This window comes from Williamsia sp. DF01-3, assembly GCF_023051145.1.
In the GTDB taxonomy this organism is placed as follows: domain Bacteria; phylum Actinomycetota; class Actinomycetes; order Mycobacteriales; family Mycobacteriaceae; genus Williamsia.
In genome coordinates, this window is the sequence record NZ_JALKFS010000005.1 from 1,031,426 (window position 1) to 1,047,865 (window position 16,440).

At 65.1% G+C, this 16,440-nt stretch carries 20 protein-coding genes and 1 tRNA gene; 12 read left to right on the plus strand and 9 right to left on the minus strand.

Annotated features, from left to right (window positions below; all coding sequences use genetic code 11):
- Positions 1-74: 74 nt before the first annotated feature.
- A complete protein-coding gene (locus MVA47_RS06920) occupies positions 75-443 on the plus strand; it encodes a nuclear transport factor 2 family protein (RefSeq protein ID WP_247207227.1) in 369 nt (122 codons plus the stop codon).
- Between the two features lies 1 nt (position 444).
- Positions 445-924 carry a MarR family winged helix-turn-helix transcriptional regulator gene (locus MVA47_RS06925; RefSeq protein ID WP_247207228.1) on the plus strand — a complete coding sequence of 160 codons (480 nt, stop codon included), beginning with the start codon at positions 445-447 and terminating at the stop codon, positions 922-924.
- Here MVA47_RS06925 and MVA47_RS06930 read toward each other — a convergent pair.
- Positions 921-1,667, minus strand: a complete 747-nt coding sequence (locus MVA47_RS06930; RefSeq protein WP_247207229.1) for an SDR family oxidoreductase — start codon at positions 1,665-1,667, stop codon at positions 921-923. The genes MVA47_RS06925 and MVA47_RS06930 overlap by 4 nt on opposite strands.
- Positions 1,668-1,795: 128 nt before the next feature.
- On the opposite strand from MVA47_RS06930, the gene MVA47_RS06935 reads away from it, so the two are divergent.
- Positions 1,796-2,197 (plus strand): hypothetical protein, encoded by a 402-nt coding sequence (locus MVA47_RS06935; RefSeq protein ID WP_247207230.1) that lies wholly within the window; start codon positions 1,796-1,798, stop codon positions 2,195-2,197.
- 146 nt (positions 2,198-2,343) lie between these two features.
- On the opposite strand, the gene MVA47_RS06940 is transcribed toward MVA47_RS06935, so the two are convergent.
- Together MVA47_RS06940 and MVA47_RS06945 are read right to left on the minus strand one after the other, a co-directional pair.
- Positions 2,344-2,417, minus strand: a tRNA-Pro gene (locus MVA47_RS06940).
- Between the two features lie 66 nt (positions 2,418-2,483).
- Positions 2,484-3,479, minus strand: coding sequence for a metallophosphoesterase (locus MVA47_RS06945; protein WP_247207231.1), 996 nt, complete (start codon positions 3,477-3,479; stop codon positions 2,484-2,486).
- Positions 3,480-3,549: 70 nt separating this feature from the next.
- Between MVA47_RS06945 and MVA47_RS06950 the strand changes: the two genes are divergently transcribed.
- Positions 3,550-4,017: a GatB/YqeY domain-containing protein gene (locus MVA47_RS06950; RefSeq protein ID WP_247207232.1), complete on the plus strand. Its 468-nt coding sequence runs from the start codon at positions 3,550-3,552 to the stop codon at positions 4,015-4,017.
- 17 nt (positions 4,018-4,034) lie between these two features.
- Here MVA47_RS06950 and MVA47_RS06955 read toward each other — a convergent pair whose 3' ends face one another.
- Positions 4,035-6,491, minus strand: a complete 2,457-nt coding sequence (locus MVA47_RS06955; RefSeq protein ID WP_247207233.1) for a penicillin-binding protein — start codon at positions 6,489-6,491, stop codon at positions 4,035-4,037.
- Positions 6,492-6,714: 223 nt separating this feature from the next.
- Between MVA47_RS06955 and MVA47_RS06960 the strand changes: the two genes are divergently transcribed.
- The gene (locus MVA47_RS06960; protein ID WP_247207234.1) at positions 6,715-7,032 is read left to right on the plus strand and encodes a WhiB family transcriptional regulator; all 318 of its coding nucleotides are present in this window, start codon (positions 6,715-6,717) and stop codon (positions 7,030-7,032) included.
- Positions 7,033-7,077: 45 nt separating this feature from the next.
- Here the strand turns inward: MVA47_RS06960 and MVA47_RS06965 are convergent, their stop codons facing one another.
- Entirely contained in the window at positions 7,078-8,172 is a 1,095-nt protein-coding gene (locus MVA47_RS06965) for an ArsA family ATPase (protein ID WP_247207235.1), read from the minus strand.
- Complete coding sequence (locus MVA47_RS06970; protein WP_247207236.1) at positions 8,172-9,182, minus strand: ArsA-related P-loop ATPase; 1,011 nt, start codon at positions 9,180-9,182, stop codon at positions 8,172-8,174. Before MVA47_RS06970 ends, MVA47_RS06965 begins: the two co-directional genes overlap by 1 nt.
- A 136-nt stretch (positions 9,183-9,318) precedes the next feature.
- On the opposite strand from MVA47_RS06970, the gene MVA47_RS06975 reads away from it, so the two are divergent.
- A complete protein-coding gene (locus tag MVA47_RS06975) occupies positions 9,319-9,483 on the plus strand; it encodes a DUF4177 domain-containing protein (protein ID WP_023956445.1) in 165 nt (54 codons plus the stop codon).
- A gap of 6 nt (positions 9,484-9,489) precedes the next feature.
- Entirely contained in the window at positions 9,490-9,954 is a 465-nt protein-coding gene (locus MVA47_RS06980) for a RidA family protein (protein ID WP_062795117.1), read from the plus strand.
- Between the two features lie 9 nt (positions 9,955-9,963).
- Here the strand turns inward: MVA47_RS06980 and hypB are convergent, their stop codons facing one another.
- Positions 9,964-10,755 (minus strand): hydrogenase nickel incorporation protein HypB, encoded by a 792-nt coding sequence (hypB, locus tag MVA47_RS06985; protein ID WP_247207237.1) that lies wholly within the window; start codon positions 10,753-10,755, stop codon positions 9,964-9,966.
- A 117-nt stretch (positions 10,756-10,872) separates the two neighbouring features.
- On the opposite strand from hypB, the gene MVA47_RS06990 reads away from it, so the two are divergent.
- Entirely contained in the window at positions 10,873-11,679 is an 807-nt protein-coding gene (locus tag MVA47_RS06990; protein ID WP_247207238.1) for an MBL fold metallo-hydrolase, read from the plus strand.
- 76 nt (positions 11,680-11,755) lie between these two features.
- Here the strand turns inward: MVA47_RS06990 and MVA47_RS06995 are convergent, their stop codons facing one another.
- Together MVA47_RS06995 and MVA47_RS07000 are read right to left on the minus strand one after the other, a co-directional pair.
- Positions 11,756-12,430 (minus strand): Crp/Fnr family transcriptional regulator, encoded by a 675-nt coding sequence (locus MVA47_RS06995; RefSeq protein WP_023956441.1) that lies wholly within the window; start codon positions 12,428-12,430, stop codon positions 11,756-11,758.
- 168 nt (positions 12,431-12,598) lie between these two features.
- On the minus strand, positions 12,599-12,847 hold the full coding sequence (locus tag MVA47_RS07000) for a hypothetical protein (protein ID WP_023956440.1): 249 nt from the start codon (positions 12,845-12,847) through the stop codon (positions 12,599-12,601).
- A gap of 256 nt (positions 12,848-13,103) precedes the next feature.
- Here MVA47_RS07000 and nth point away from each other — a divergent pair, with 256 nt between their 5' ends.
- From nth to MVA47_RS07020, 4 genes are read left to right on the plus strand one after another with little or no spacing between them, the layout of a single operon-like run.
- Complete coding sequence (gene nth, locus MVA47_RS07005) at positions 13,104-13,784, plus strand: endonuclease III (protein WP_247210636.1); 681 nt, start codon at positions 13,104-13,106, stop codon at positions 13,782-13,784.
- Positions 13,785-13,787: 3 nt separating this feature from the next.
- Positions 13,788-14,504 carry a TlpA disulfide reductase family protein gene (locus tag MVA47_RS07010; protein ID WP_247207239.1) on the plus strand — a complete coding sequence of 239 codons (717 nt, stop codon included), beginning with the start codon at positions 13,788-13,790 and terminating at the stop codon, positions 14,502-14,504.
- On the plus strand, positions 14,501-15,241 hold the full coding sequence (locus tag MVA47_RS07015) for a CoA pyrophosphatase (RefSeq protein WP_247207240.1): 741 nt from the start codon (positions 14,501-14,503) through the stop codon (positions 15,239-15,241). The genes MVA47_RS07010 and MVA47_RS07015 overlap by 4 nt, the downstream gene beginning before the upstream one ends.
- Entirely contained in the window at positions 15,238-16,437 is a 1,200-nt protein-coding gene (locus MVA47_RS07020; RefSeq protein ID WP_247207241.1) for a MarP family serine protease, read from the plus strand. The genes MVA47_RS07015 and MVA47_RS07020 overlap by 4 nt, the downstream gene beginning before the upstream one ends.
- The last annotated feature ends 3 nt before the right edge of the window (positions 16,438-16,440 follow it).

The window sequence follows — 16,440 nt, forward strand, 5'->3', positions numbered from 1 at the left end:
CGTCGTGCCGGCTTCGTGCGCAGGCCGTACTTTGTGACATGTCATCGGAAAACACACCGAACACAGGGAGCTACATGTCTGACGAAGTGACTGCGCTGATGGAAGCGAACCTGCTTGCGGTGTTCGGTGAATCCGATCCAGCGCGGCGCGCGAAAGCCATTGCGGAGACCTACACCGACGACGTCGTCTGGACGGACGAAGAAGGTGTCACGGTGGGCCGAGATGCGCTGGCCGCTAAGGCGCAAACGCTGCTCGATGGTATGCAAGGCCTGGTGTTCAGCAAGGTCGGCCATGTGCAGAAGGCTCAGAATTTCGGCCACCTGGCGTGGAAGCTGGGCCCTCCCGGACAAGACCCGGTGGCCACAGGCTTCGATGCGGCACTCGTGACCGACGGTCGGATCTCTGCGCTGTACACCGTCATCACCGGTCCTGAGAAGGAGTGAGGTGCCCTCGAGCGAGTGGTTGACCCCATCTCAGCAACGGACGTGGCTGAACTACATGAGGGTCTACCACCGGCTCGAGTACGAGATGAACAGCCATCTTCAGGCCGAACTGGGTATGTCGCTCGGTGACTACACCGTGATGAACGCGTTGTCGGCCGCGGACGATCACCGCATGCCGTTGACGAAGCTGGCAACCACGATCGGGTGGGAGCGCAGCCGCCTGTCGCACCACCTGCAGAGGATGAGTCGCCGCGGGATCGTCGAGCGGACCCAGTCCGTTGTCGATCGACGCGTCACCGACGTTGTGTTGACGGAGGCCGGCTGGGAACAGTTGAAGCATGCGGCCCCACGGCACGTGGCCCGGATCCGGCAACTCTTCTTCGCCGACCTCGATACCGCCAAGGAATCCGAGCTCGCCGACATCCTCGCATTGGTCTACGAGAACATTCTGCGCGAGGGCACGTTGCCGCGCCCGGACTAGATCTGCTCAGCGCCTCCGTCGACGAACACCTCGGACCCGGTCATGAAGCTGCTCTGGTCGGATGCGAGAAACAACACCGCTGCGGCGATCTCTTCGGGCTGACCGACGCGCTGCATCGGCACTGTTGCTGCCATCCCGTCGAGCAAGGCCTGTTCCTGGCCATCGGATGCGAGTCCCTTGAGTCCGGGGGTCTCTACCGGCCCCGGGATGATCGTGTTGACGCGAATCTTGCGGTCCACCAGTTCGGCCGCCCATGTTCGTCCGAGGGATCGGACGGCTGCCTTCGATGCCGCGTACGCGCCGAAGGCGGGGACTCCTGCTGACGCAGAAGTCGATCCGGCGAGCACGATCGAAGCACCCTCGTTCAGCAGTGGCAGCACCGACTGCACGGTGAAGACCGTTCCCCCTACGTTGCGATTGAGGGTGTCCGCGAGGTGCTCGGGTGTCTCGTCGGCGAGGGTGGCGAACTCGCCGCCGCCCGCATTGGCGAAGACGACATCGAGTCCTCGGCCGCGGTCGGCGATGGCTTGCGCGAGGGCCTGTAGGTCGGCGGCGTCGGTGACGTCGCTGCGAACCCCGGTCGCCTGCGTGCCGATCGTCGAGACCGCGTGGTCGACACCCGATTGACTGCGTCCGGTGACGAAGACGTGGGCCCCTTCTGTCGCGAGGCGCTGCGCGGTTGCGAGTCCGATTCCCGAGGTGCCGCCGGTGACGAGGGCTGTCTTACCCGTGAGCTGAGCCATGATGCGTTCCTAACTTCATGATGGGGGCTGTCTGCCCGCTCCATAGAACACATGACATGTCATGTTATTCCGCGTTTGCTCGGACGGGCAGGCACACTGGAGTCCTCACCGCACAACGGGAGTGATCAATGAGTACCAACGGACCGTTCGGCTTCGAGCCCGAGGATTTCGACCGCTTCGCCAGAGAGGCCGGCGAGGGATTCCGCGACATGCTGGGCCAGGTCGCCAAGGGAATGTCTCAATCCGGAGGCGAGAATCCCCTGGCGTCTTTACTTCGCGATTCGATGTTCAGCACGGCGTCGCAGCGCGCCAAGCCCGCGCCGCCGACGCGTGAGACCACGGGCGACACCGGAGACGGTGTCTGGGCCATCTACACCGTCGCCGAAGATGGTTCGGCTCGCATCGACCAGGTGTACGCCTCGGAACTCGATGCCCTGCGCGCGCACAAAGACAATGTGGACCCGCAACGGCGGGTCCGGTTCCTGCCCTACGGAGTCTCGGTCGGAGTTCTGGACGACAGCGGCTCATAGCCCGAAAGTGTGGTGTTGTTGCGGCGCCGACCTGGGCTTTCTGTCGCAACAACCACACATCATCGGGGAGTGGGCGGCTGAAAACGAGGAGACCCTGATCAAGGTTTCCCCTGATCAGGGTCTCTCATGTGTCTCAACCAACACAGTCGGGGTGGCGGGATTCGAACCCACGACCTCTTCGTCCCGAACGAAGCACGCTACCAAGCTGCGCCACACCCCGTGATCAATCAGCCTGCGATAGCTTACCTCAGCCGCGGTAGCGGATTAAATCGCCTGGTCACGACGGTCAATTGGCTTCGGCATTCACCGGAGGCAGTGACCCCTCCTGCTCGTAGTCGGCGTCGCCGGCCGATACGGGAGTGAGGGTGAGCAGCGTGGCCTCGGGCCGGCAGCAGAAGCGGGCCGGAACATACGGCGAGGTGCCCAGCCCGGCACTGACGTGAAGCTTCATCGCCGCACCCCATGCCGACACGCCTTTGACCCGTGACCGGTCGAGGTCGCAGTTGGTCACGATCGCGCCGACACCGGGCAGGCACAGCTGGCCTCCGTGAGTGTGTCCGGCCATCACGAGGTCATACCCGTCGTCGGCGAACCGGTCGAGCACACGCGGCTCAGGCGAGTGGGTCAGACCCAGGCGCAGATGTGCCAGAGGGTTGGGACGGCCCTCGATGGTCTCGTAGCGGTCGCGGCCGATGTGCGGATCGTCGACACCCGCAGCAGCCACCCGAACCCCGGCGACCTCGAGTTCACGCACCGAGTGGGTGGCGTCGAGCCAGCCACGCTCGGTGAAAGCCGCGCGCAGGTCCTGCCAAGGAAGTGGCTCCCCGTGGGTGCGTTTGTGGTCTTTCTTGAAGTACTTCAGCGGGTTCTTCGGAATGGGCGCGAAGTAGTCATTGGACCCGAACACGAAAAGCCCGGGAAGCGACAACAGATCGCCCAGCGCCTGGACCACGGCCGGTACCGACTGCGGGTGGGCCAAATTGTCGCCGGTGTTGATGACGAGGTCGGGCTGCAGCGCGGCCAGCTCCTGAACCCACGCTTGTTTGAGCCGCTGTCCCGGCATCATGTGGAGGTCGCTGATGTGCAGCACCCGCAGCGACGTGGAGCCGGGCTCGAGAACCGACAACGTCTCGTGTCGCAGCGCGAATGCGTTTCGCTCGATCAAGGTCGCATAGGCGAGGCCGGCGGCGCCCGCGGCCGCGACCCCCGCGATCGCGTGGACCGGGGTCAGTCCGGCGAGCTGATCTGTGCGACGAGTGATGCTTTGTCGTCCCTGAGGCATCTGGCCAGAATACGCCCGCAGGCGAAAAACGGATGCGGACCGTCGACCTCGGCGGCGTAGGTTTGACCACATGTCCACGATCAAAGAGCAGATCCGCACCGATCTGACCGCTGCCATGAAAGCCAAGAACACCACGGTCACCGGGACCCTGCGGATGGTCCTGGCTGCCATTCAGTCCGAAGAGGTGTCGGGCAAGGCTGCCCGCGAGTTGACCGATGAGGACGTGATGAAAGTGCTTGCGCGTGAAAGCAAGAAGCGTGCAGAGGCGGCCTCCGTGTTCGCGGAGAACAATCGCGAGGAACTGGCAGAGAAGGAACGCGCCGAGGGCGAGATCATCGCCGGGTACCTACCCACGCCACTGTCCGACGAGGAACTGACAGGCATTGTCGATCAAGCCGTTGCGGCCGTCGCCGAAGAGACCGGTGAGGCACCGGGCATGAGGCAGATGGGCCAGGTGATGGGGCACGCCACCAAGCTCGCCGCCGGTCGCGCCGACGGCAAGCGCCTCTCATCGGCGATTCGCGCGCGCCTGCAGTAGTCCGGCTGCCCGGCGGATCAGCCGCCCGGCACCGGGATGACGATCGGGCCGACCCCGGGGACGGTGATGGTGGTGGGTGGTGACGCCCGTCGGGTGGGGAGCTGGGACTGCCCGGTGCTCACGTAGATGGTCACGGTGCTTCCGGGGATTGCAGTGTCCTCGGGAGCGGTGAACACCACGGTGCCCGCTGCTTGCGCACTGTCGGTGTCGAGGCGCGCGACCCTGAAGCCCGCCTGCTCGATCCGCTTCGTCGCCTCGTCGGCGGTCATTCCCGCAACCGACGGAACAGCCTTGCCGCCCACACCGGCCACGTAGGTCGGGTCGTTCGGTGGCAGTGCTGTGGGCCCGAAGTTGTTGGCGATCGGCAACATCGCGGTGAACCATGTTCGTGCCGGTTCACTACCGCCGTAGAGGGTGCCGTATCCGCATTGCCGCAGCGGATTCGAGCACAGCTCCGAGGGGGTCGGTGAATCGTTGTACGTGTAGGTCGCGGCCGCCAGGTTGTTGGTGAACCCGAGGAAGGCCGACGAGCGGTGGGCCTCTGTGGTGCCCGTCTTGCCGGCCATCGGCAGGTTCCATCCGGTGGACCCGGCAGCGCCCGCAGCAGTTCCCGATCCGCGATCGTCCTGGCTCATCGCGTTGGCGAGGGTGTCGGCCAGGCCGGGTTCGACAACCTTCTCGCACTTCGGGCGCTCGAAGGCGACCTCCTGCACCGCAGGCCGTCCGTCGGTACCCAGAACCTGGTTCCCGTTGCGATCGCGCTTCGGCTGCGTGATGGATGCAATCGGGTTCGGCGGGCACCACACACCGTGCGACGACAGCGTGGCGGCAACGTTGGAGAGCTCGAGTGCGTTGATCGCGGTGGGCCCCAATGTGAACGAACCCAGATTGTTCTGCTTGAAGTAGTCGGCCAAGCTCTGCTCGCCCTGGCCGGAAGTACCCGGATTGGTGTACGAGCGCAGGCCGAGACGAACAGCGATGTCCACCGCAGGTCCCACCCCGACGTCTTGGAGGAGCTTGACGAATGCGGTGTTGGGGGACTGGGCCAGTGCCTGCGTCACCGACAACTGTGCGGGATACCGGCCGTCGTTGCGCACACAGTAGGTGTTCGCCGGGCAACCGTTGACACCGCCGCTGCTACCCATGCCCTGCGCCTGGAAGGTGGCAGGAACCTGAAGGGAGGACCCGGCACCCAGGCCCTTTTCCATCGCCGCGGCGACCGTGAAGATCTTGAACACCGACCCCGCACCGTCGCCGACCATCGAGAACGGCTGAGGCTGCACGGTTTGGTTCGCATTCTGGTCGAGTCCGTACTGGCGACTCGACGCCATCGACATGATGTCGTGGCTCTCTGTGCCCGGCCGGATCACGCTCATGACAGTCGCGACACCGTTGAGGTCAGGGTCGGTGATGTTCTGCACCCCGGTCAGCGTCGACCGCTGGACGGCGGGATCGAGCGTGGTGCGGATGGTGTATCCGCCGCGGGCGACCGTCTCGCGGCTCAGGCCGTTCTCGGCCAGGAACTTCAACGCATAGTCGCAGAAGAAACCGGCATCGGCGGCCGAGATGCAGCCGTTGGGCAAGGTGATCGGGGAGGGGACCACGCCGAGCGGGGTCTCCTTGGCGGCCTGGTACTCGGCCGCGCGATTCGGGAAGTTGGAGATCAGCGTGTCGAGAACCAAGTTGCGGCGTTCGAGCACACCATCGGGGTTGTTGTAGGGGTCGAGTGCCGAACTCGACTGCACCATGCCGGCGAGCATCGCCGACTCGGGGATCGTCAGATCCTTCGCGGCCTTGTTGAAGTAGGTGCGAGCTGCGGCCTCGATGCCGTAGGCGCCGTTACCGAACGGCACCACGTTCAGGTAGCGGGTGACGATTTCTTTTTTGGCCTCCTGCTTGGCCTGCTCGTCGCTCAGGTTCTTGTCCCGTTTGGCCTGCTGGGTGAGGTTCTCCTCCAGCGTGAGTGCCATGCGGACTTCTTTGAGCTTGCGCGCGGGCGTTGTCTCGGTGGCGGCGCGACGGTCGGCGTCGGTGCGAGCGAGAACCAGCAGCTGGTAGTTCTTCACATACTGCTGGTCGATGGTCGAAGCACCCTGCTGCACCTCGCCCGACGACGAGTTCTTGAGGAACGCGCGGATCGTGCCTTTCCAGTCCACCCCGTCGTGGTCGAGAAAACGCCGGTCTTCGATTGAGATGATGGAGCGGATCATCTCCGGCGAGATGTCGTTGTAGCCGACCTGTGTTCGTCGCTGGTCGTAGAGGAACGCGATCGGCTTGCCGGTGACGTCCGTCATCGTGGTGACCTCGGGGACCGTGCCTTCGAGCAGTTCCGACGACACGTTCTGGACCGTGTCCGCGGCCCGGCTCGACACCAGCCCGATTCCACCGGCCACCGGAAACAGCAGTCCGGCGACCAGAACACCGGCTAGGACGCAGCATCCCGCGAGCAGTGACAGGGACTTCGACTTTGGCACGCCAGCAAGGATACGTGGCGTCTGCCTTCTCAGGTGGCACCGAGCGGCGCAAAGGCCAGATCGTCGCACTCGGTTTGCACGCGAGTGCCACTTTTTTCATTCCAGGTCTTGACGGTGCGTAAGTGTGGTCCATACATTGGTCGTAATTGAATGTGACACACGTAACATTCAGTCTTAAATGTGGCGGCAGACGTCAATATTGTGCTTCAGACAGGGGATCGTAATGGCAAAAGCGGCAGCTGCGACGGTAGAGAACGAAGCAAGATTGGCCTGGGTGGCCAGGGCACGGTGCCGCGAGGTCGATCCTGACCAGCTGTTCGTCCGTGGAGCCGCCCAGCGCAAGGCTGCAACCATCTGCCGTCATTGCCCAGTCCAGCTCGAGTGTGGTGCAGATGCACTCGACAATCGCGTTGAGTTCGGGGTTTGGGGAGGCATGACCGAACGTCAGCGCCGAGCTTTGTTGCGCCAGCATCCCGAGGTCACCTCGTGGAGCACGTTCTTCGAGACGCAGCGTCGCAGGCAGGTCACCAGCGTGGGCTGAGTCTTCGCGAACATCCTGACGCCGTCGCCCTGCCGGGCGGCGGCGTCAGCCTTTGCTGGTGATCTCCTCGGCCACCGCGCGAAGTGCGGTCATGTCGGCGACCTCGAACGGTAGTGACGGCACCCCCACGATGGGGACCGCCGGATGCGACGTGGTGAAGCTGTGCAGCAGATGCAGTTCGCGTTTGCCGGTGGTCGCCCGTTCGGAGTGAATCGTGAGGACGGCCTTGGTCAGCGGGTCGTCGACATTGTTGGCCGCAGCCTCCGCGGTGCTCCCGCTGATCGCGGTGAGGTTGGGGTGGGTGCGGTTGAGGATCAGGCCGGCGAGCGGCATCTTCTCCTCGGAGAGTCGGTCGACGAAGAACGCGGCCTCACGCAGGGCGTCCGGTTCGGCCGCCGCAACCACGGCGAATTGGGTGCCGGGCTGTTTGAGCAGGTTGTAGGTCCGGTTCGCCCGGTCCCGGAAGCTTCCGAACATCGAGTCGAGCGACTGCACGAACACCGAGACGTCGCGCAACGTCTCGCCGCCGATGATGGTCGAGATGCCCTTCATGGCCAGTCCGACAACACCGGTGACGACCCGGCCCACGCCGCGACCGCCGCCCACGAGCATCTTCATCAGCCGGCCTTCGAGGAACGACCCGAGACGCTGGGGCGCGTCGAGAAAGTCGAGGGCATTGCGCGAGGGTGGGGTGTCCACCACCACGAGATCCCAATCATCCTGTGCCAGAAGCTGTCCCAGCTTCTCCATCGCCATGTACTCCTGCGTGCCGGAGAACGAGCTGGCAACCGTCTGATAGAAGTTGTTGTTCATGATCGCCTCGGCGCGTTCAGGCGTCGAGTACTGCGTCACCATCTCGTCGAAGGTGCGACGCATGTCGAGCATCATCGCGTCGAGGGTGCCCTCGCCGTCGATCTTGACCGGCTGCGGGCTGTTGGTCAGTTCGTCCATACCCAGCGACTGCGCGAGCCGTTTGGCGGGGTCGATCGTGAGGACAACCACCTTGCGTCCCCGTTCGGCGGCGTACACCGCCATTGCCGCAGCGGTGGTCGTCTTGCCGACTCCACCTGCGCCGCAACAGATCACGACCTTGGTTCCGAGGTCGGTCAGAATTGCGCCCATTTTCAGGTCGATCGGCATCAGGCACCAGCCTTCTGGAGGATTTCGGAGAGTTCGTACAGGCCGCCGAGGTCGACGCCGTCGTCGAACGCGGGCAGCTGCAGCTTGTCGAGTTCCATGGCATCGAGTTCGGCGCCGGCCTCGAGCTGCGCTTGCACCCGACTGGCGTGCTCGATGGTCTCGGTGAGCAGGCCCTCGAAGTCGGCCTCGGTGAACTTCAGGCCGGACTTGTCGAGCTGGGCGCGCAGTTCGGCGGCATCGATGACGCCGTCGGCGATGTCGCCGATCGACTCGGGTGGCAGATGATGCGGCGACACCCGATTGACGATCACCGACCCGATGGTGAGGTTCTTGCCCTCCAGCTCGCGGACCGCCTCGATGGTCTCCTGGATGGGCATCGCCTCGAGCAACGTCACCAGATGCACCACGGTCTGGTCCGAGTGCAGCAGCTTGACGACGCCGTCGCTCTGGTTGCGCAAGGGGCCGGTCTTGGTCAGATCGGCCATGGCCTTGGTGACGTCGAGGAAGTTGCCGATCCGGCCCGTCGGAGGTGCGTCGACCACCACCGCGTCGTAGATCCGGTTGCCGCGCTTGTCGGTTCGGACCACGGTCTCCTTGATCTTCCCCGTCACCAAGACGTCGCGAAGCCCCGGCGCGACGGTGGTGACGAAGTCGATGGCACCGATGCGGCGCATGGCGCGGCCGGCGAATCCGAGGTTGTAGAACATGTCGAGGTACTCGAGCAGTGCGTGTTCGATGTCGATCGCCAGTGCCCACACCTGTCCGCCGCCTTCTGCGGTGGCGACCTTGGTCTCGGTGGGGGCCAGGGGCGGAACATCGAAGATCTGCGCGATGCCCTGACGTCCCTCGCACTCGACGAGGAGGACCTTCTTGCCTTCGGCGGCCAGTGTCAGCGCGAGAGCGGCCGCGACAGTGGTTTTTCCGGTCCCGCCCTTACCGGAGACGAAGTGCAGGCGCGCCTTCGCAGCGGCCTCTGACCAGCGATAGCCCGTGGGCTGTTCTGTTGTCACGGGTTCACCATATCCACGTTGGTCATGGCCGAAGACCATACCGTGCAGTACGCGTATTTCACCCCTGTCATCAGGGGATGTCCGGGTCGGTGAACGTACGCGGCCCGAACACTTACCAGAGAGATAGGGTGTTCACATGAGCGAGCCAACTGCCTGGGAGTACGTCACCGTCCCCCTTCTGACCCACGCCACCAAACAAATCCTCGACCAGTGGGGTGCTGACGGCTGGGAGCTGGTCAGCGTCCTGCCGGGACCCACGGGCGAACAGCACGTCGCCTACCTGAAGCGCGCCAAGGGCTGATCCGTCATGACGTGGTCGCAGCGATTGACCGAACTGAACATCGTGCTGCCCAAGGTGGTGGCGCCACTGGCCGCGTACGTGCCGGCAGTCCAGACCGGCAACCTCGTCTACACCGCGGGCCAGTTGCCGTTGCTCGGTGGCGAATTGACCGTGCAGGGCAAGGTGTCCGAGGGCGCCGAAGGTGTTGTCCGGCCGGATGAGGCAACCGAGGCCGCACGTGTCTGCGCTCTGAACGCGCTTGCGGCAGTGGACAGTCTGGTCGGAATCGACTCGGTGAAGCGGATCGTCAAGGTTGTCGGCTTCGTGGCCTCGGCCCCGGGCTTCACCGGTCAACCCCAGGTCATCAACGGTGCATCCAACGTGCTGGGTGAAATCTTCGGAGAGGCCGGCGCCCACGCCAGGTCTGCGGTCGGAGTGGCCGAGCTGCCACTCGGGGCACCGGTGGAGATCGAGTTGATCGTCGAGGTCTGACCCTCGTCCTCAGCCTGCGCGACGCTCGACCAGTGCACGGACCCAACTGAACCACTCCGGTAGTCCCTCTCCGGTGCGTGCACTGACCGGGATGACCTGTGCGCGAGGGTTGGTCTGCGCGATGGTGTCGAGGAACGCCTGCAACTCGACGTCGAGGTGGGGCAGGAGGTCGATCTTGTTCAGCAGGATCACGTGCACCCGGCTGAACATCAGAGGATATTTGAGAGGTTTGTCCTCACCCTCGGTCACCGAATAGACCATTGCGCGGGCGTGCTCGCCGACATCGAACTCGGCGGGACACACCAGATTCCCGACGTTCTCGATGATCACCAGATCAAGCGTCTGCAGGTCGAGATCTTGCAACGCGCGGTTCACCATCGGGGCATCGAGATGGCATTCGCCGCCGAACCCGTTGGCAGTGTTGATCAGTGAGACCTGCGCGCCCTTGTCGGCGAGCCGTGCGGCATCGAGGTCGGTGGCGATGTCGCCTTCGACGACACCGACGCGCACGTCCGCCCGCATCGCGTCGAGGGTGGCCGACAAGATGGCGGTCTTGCCCGAGCCCGGTGAGCTCATCAGATTGATCGCGGGTACCCCGGCGCCGTCGAATGCGGCCCGGTTGAGGTCGGCACGCATGTCGTTCTCGGTGAAGATCGCCTCGAGCACATCGATGCGTTCGGCGCCGGTGTCGTAGCCACTGTGGTCGCCGTGGTCGGAATGGCCTGGGTTGGTGTGTTCGTGGCTGTGCGTTGTCCCGTCGGCGTGGGTGTGTGTCTCGTCGTGGCGGTGGAATCTACCCATCGTCTGCGCCTCGCCTCTGTGTAGCCGGTTCGTGCACCGTCAGCCGGTTCGTGTACCCGCAGCGAGCCGACAGAGTCGACCCTGCCTTCGCCAAGTGCAGGATATAGCCTGATCGTCATGAGTGAACCGCAGCATCCTGCGTACGGTGTCGTTCGTCCGGTGACCGATTTCGCGTCGGTTGTGCTGTGCCGCAACCCGGGGATGATGACACTCGACGGCACGAACACGTGGATCTTGCGGGCGCCCGGTCACAACGACTGTGTGGTGGTGGACCCCGGTCCCAAGGGTAAGAAAAAGCACGTCAAAAACGTTGTCGCGCAGGGCAATGTGGTTCTCGGTCTGGTCACTCACCGCCACCCCGACCACACCGGCGCGATCAAGTTCTTCCGTGAACTCACCGGCGCACCCGTTCGGGCACGGGTCGACAAGTACACCCGCGACGGCAGCCCACTCCAAGACCGGGAGGTGATCGAGGCCGCCGGACTCAAGATCACTGTGCTGCACACACCCGGGCACACCGGCGACTCGGTGAGTTTTCTCGTCGAGCACAACGGACGCAAGGCGATGCTGACCGGAGACACCATCCTCGGCGGTGGGACAACCGTGCTCGATCCCAAAGATGGCACCTTGCGCGACTACATGAACTCGCTCAACCGCATCATCGTCGAGGGTGACGACTGCGTGTTGCTGCCCGGGCATGGGCCCGATCACGCCGAGGTGATCCCGCTGGCCCGCCACTACAAGGCACACCGCGAAGAGCGGATCGATCAGGTACGTGCCGCGCTGGCCGAACTCGGGGTGAGTGCCGCAGAAGCCAAGCCGAAGAAAGTGGTCAAGAAGGTGTACGCCGACATCGACAAAAAGCTGTGGCCTGCGGCGACGATGTCGGTCAAGACTCAGCTGGCCTACCTGGCCGAGCAGTAGCAGGCGAGGCACCAGCCGAGGCGACAAAAAACCGCCCCGACCGCATCAGCGATCGGGGCGGTTTTTGCAAGTTGTTCTACCGCGCGCGGCGAGCCAGCCGCTCGGAGTCTGCGATCAGGACGCTCTTGCCTTCGAGTCGCAGCCATCCGCGCTGGGCGAAGTCGGCAAGCGCCTTGTTGACGGTTTCGCGGGAGGCGCCCACGAGCTGGGCGATCTCTTCCTGCGTGAGGTCGTGGGTGACTCGCAGAGCACCGGCTTCTTGGGTACCGAAACGCTGTGCCAGCTGCAGCAGCTGCTTGGCGACCCGGCCGGGCACGTCGGTGAAGATGAGGTCGGCGAGATTGTTGTTGGTGCGACGCAATCGGCGGGCCAGGACGCGCAGCAACTGTTCGGCGATCTCGGGCCGATCCGCGATCCACGAACGCAGAGCCTCGCGGTCCATCGACACGGCGCGTACCTCGGTGACCGTGGTCGCCGACGATGTGCGTGGTCCGGGGTCGAAGATGGAGAGCTCGCCGAACATGTCGGACGGACCCATGATCGTCAGCAGGTTCTCGCGGCCGTCGATGGAACGGCGACCGACCTTCACCTTGCCGGACAAGATGATGTAGAGCCGGTCACCCGGCTCACCTTCGTTGAAAATCACGTGGCCCCGTGGAAAATCAACCGGCTGAAGCTGATTGGTCAATGCCGCGACGGCCGTCGGTTCCACTCCCTGGAAGATGCCCGCCCGCGCCAGTACTTCCTCCACTTACGCCCCTTTCTAGGGTCCAGCCAGACCACGATCAAAACTTGGGGCCGGTCACACGGTCGATGTGTTGTGTTCGTCACCCGTCATCCAGTCTACGGGTATCGGGTGCGAAACAGGTTAATTACCCCTCATCGAGCGATCACGCCTGTCGCTCGCGGGTTTCGGTGGTCAGCTGGCGCGGATCGAATGCTCGGTCTCGACAGTGGTGGGGACTCTCCGATCACGGAACTCGTCGAGCGCCGCGGGAAAGCCCGACCGGGCCAGCGTGTCCATCTGCTCGGGCTGAGCCGACTCGAGGAACTCTTCGACATCGTTCGGTCGCACGTTGAGTCGTTCGAGCTGGTTCTCCAGACGCTCCATCGCCAACGCGAAGAGCATGAGAACTGCGGGGAACAGAAGTACGGCGAGTCCGTGCATGGGGAGTAGTTAACACAACGCAGGTCTCAGAAGAGACACGATCTGTATCTGAATGCACGTCGTTGACGCGACGCGGACCACGCGTCGCCACGCGAGGTCCGTCGGTCGACCACCGGATAGAGCCGTTCACAGAAGTCCGCCGTACCCTGATTTGGTGAGTGTGCGCGAGAACGGGGCGGCCCCGGCCAGGCGTGGCAAGACCGCAGCACAGCGCGGTACCGAGACCCGCACCGGTCTGGTCCGGCGGGCGCGGCGGATGGACCGAACGCTGCAGACGGCGTTCCCGCACGTCTACTGCGAACTCGATTTCACCAATCCGCTGGAGTTGTCGGTGGCGACGATCCTGTCGGCGCAGTGCACTGACGTGCGGGTGAACCTGACAACGCCTGCGTTGTTCCGGCGCTACCGGACGGCCGCCGACTACGCCGCCGCCGACCGCGCCGAACTGGAGGAGATGGTCCGGCCCACCGGTTTCTACCGGAACAAGGCCAACTCGCTCATCGGTCTCGGGCAGGCGCTCGTCGAGCGATTCGACGGTGAGGTCCCACAGACATTGCCCGAGTTGGTGTCGCTGCCCGGCTTCGGTCGCAAGACTGCGAACGTGGTTCTCGGTAACGCCTTCGGTGTGCCGGGAATCACCGTGGACACGCACTTCGGCAGGTTGGTGCAGCGCTGGAAATGGACGGCCGAAACCGATCCGGTGAAGATCGAGCAGGCCGTGGGTGAGCTCATCGAGCGCAAGAACTGGACCGACCTCTCGCACCGGGTGATCTTCCACGGTCGGCGCGTGTGTCACTCGCGCAAGCCGGCCTGCGGGGTATGCGTGCTGGCCGCGGACTGTCCGTCCTACGGCCTGGGGCCAACCGAGAAGGCGGAAGCGGCCAAGCTCGTGAAGGGACCCGAGACCGACCATCTCCTGAAGCTGGCAGGTCTGTAGTCGATGCCCGTGGACACCCAACCCGAGCGCCCACGCGCGCGGTTTCATCTCTCGACGTCCGCCCGCTGGACGATCGCCGTGCTGGTCGTGGTCCTGGCGTTGATCGTCGCGATCTGGCCACGTGACTCGTCCGATCCGGGTCCGTCCACGAATGGGATGCCGACAACGGGAAGCACCGCGCTTCCCGGGCTGGAGGCCGCGGTCACCGAGGACGACATGGCGAAGGGGCGCGAGAAGGCGGCGTTGCTGCCCTGCCCGGTCGCCACGGGCCCGACACCCTCCGGGTCGAAGCTGGCAGGTGTGACCGTGCCCTGCCTGGCCGACGGATCGACGGTCGACCTGGGCAGCGCAACGGCCGGTACCCCGATGCTCGTCAACGTGTGGGCCCACTGGTGCGGACCGTGCCGGGCCGAGCTGCCGGTGATCGACGAATACGCCAAGAGGGCGGGGGATCGCGTGCGGGTGCTCACCGTGCAGGGCAAGGAGGGCGCCGAGAATCCGTTTCTGTCGCTGACCTTGCTCGCCGAGATCGGCGTCCACCTGCCGACGGTGGTGGACACAGACGCCAAGATCGCTGCGGCGCTGGGCGTGCCGCGCGCCTACCCGTCGACCGTGCTCGTGCGCGCAGACGGCACGGTGGCAGCGGTGCTGCCGCGGGTGTTCGAGTCGCCCGACGAGGTGGCCGATGTTGTGCGCGAACATCTGGGCGTCGAGGCATGACCCGACTTCTGGTGCCGGACGAGAAGGTGCCGCCATGGCTTCGTGGGCTCACCGCGAACCTCGACGGGGTCACCCGGTCGGTCGAGGACCGCGGCGGCGTGACCGAGCGGCTGCTGCGATCGATGATGCGGAACCCGCGGTCGGCAGCGGTACTGGTCCTGTTCAGCGGCGACTGGAGTGGCGACCCCACCCACCACGGCGGCATCCCTGCCGACGCCGATGTCCTGCTGACCCAACGCGCTGCGACGTTGCGAAATCACAGTGGGCAGATCGCCTTTCCCGGTGGCGTCCGCGACGACGGTGACGAGTTCCCGGTGGGCACCGCCATGCGCGAGGCCGTCGAGGAGACCGGGCTGAACCCTGCCGGTGTCGACCTGCTCGCCACCCTCGACACGTTTCCCGTGCCGCCCTCCGGATTCGAGGTGTCGCCGGTGATCGGTTACTGGCACGACCCGTCGGAGGTGGGGGTCGTGGACCTCGCAGAGACCGCCCGGGTCGTCCGGGTGCCTCTGCGCGATGTGGTCAACCCCCGCAACCGCTTTCAGGTGCAGCGCCCCACCGGTATCCCGGGACGTCCTTACCGGGGGCCTGCCTTCGGCGTCGAGAAGATGCTGGTGTGGGGATTCACCGGGGGATTGCTCGCGGCCATCGTGGAGGCGGCCGGCTGGGAGATTGCCTGGGACAAGACGGATGTCCGCGATCTGGCGGATGAGCTGGCCAAGGTGGGGCAGGAGTGAGCGGAGCCGCGTGGGTTGACGTCCTGGTGATCTGCATCGCGCTGCTCGCCGCGGCCTCCGGGTACCGCCAAGGCGCGGTCTCGTCGGCGATGGCGTTTGTCGGGGTGCTCCTGGGTGCTGCCGCGGGGGTTCTCCTGGCGCCACACCTCATCCGGAACATCGAGGATCAGCGATGGCGGCTCGTCGCCGGCGTGCTCCTGCTCGTCGCGCTGGTCATCGTCGGGGAGATCTCCGGCATGGTGCTGGGACGGGCCGCGCGGAGCAGCATCCGCACCCTCTCGGTGCGACGCGTCGACTCGGTGATCGGGTCGTTGCTCCAGGCGGTCGCGGTCCTGCTCGCCGCATGGGTGCTCGCCACCCCGATCAGCACGTCGGCCCAGCCCCAGATCGCCGGCGCGGTGAGCGAATCGAAAGTCATCGATGAGGTCAATTCGCTTGCGCCGCAGTGGATGCAGCGACTGCCGCGCGAGTTCTGGGACATGTTCGAAGGTTCCGGGCTCAAGGAGGCCATCGGCCCGTTCGGTCGCACGCCCATCACAAGTGTCGAAGCCCCCGACCAGGGGCTGCTCGAGCAGCCCGTGATCGGTCGGGTCCGTCCCAGTGTGGTCAAGATCGAGGGCGTCGCCCCCAGCTGCAATCAGGCGCTGGAAGGCAGTGGATTCGTGGTCTCTCCGGAGCGGGTGATGACCAACGCGCATGTCGTCGCGGGGACGACCACCCTGCACGTGGTGGCCTCGGGCGACCAGTTCGACGCCACCGTCGTCTACTTCGACCCGAACACCGACATCGCGGTGCTCGACGTGCCGGGACTGCAGGCGCCGGCGCTGCGTTTCGCCGACGAACTCGCGAAGACCGGCGAAGACGCGATCGCCCTCGGCTTCCCCGAGGCAGGGCCGTTCAACGCCAGCGCCGAACGTGTCCGGGAGGTCATCCAGCTCCGCGGCCCGGGAATCTATCCCGGATCCGCTGTGACCCGGGAGGTGTACACGGTGCGCGGCTCGATCCGGCAGGGCAATTCCGGTGGACCGCTGATCAACTCGGACGGCGACGTCCTCGGCGTGGTCTTCGGGGCCGCCGAGGATCCGGCCAGCGAAACCGGATTCGTGCTCACGGCCGACCAGGTCAAGCCTGGCCTCGCCGAATCGGAAAGGTTGAGCACCGCGGTCGACACGCAGTCCTGCGTGCATTCGGGGTAGCCG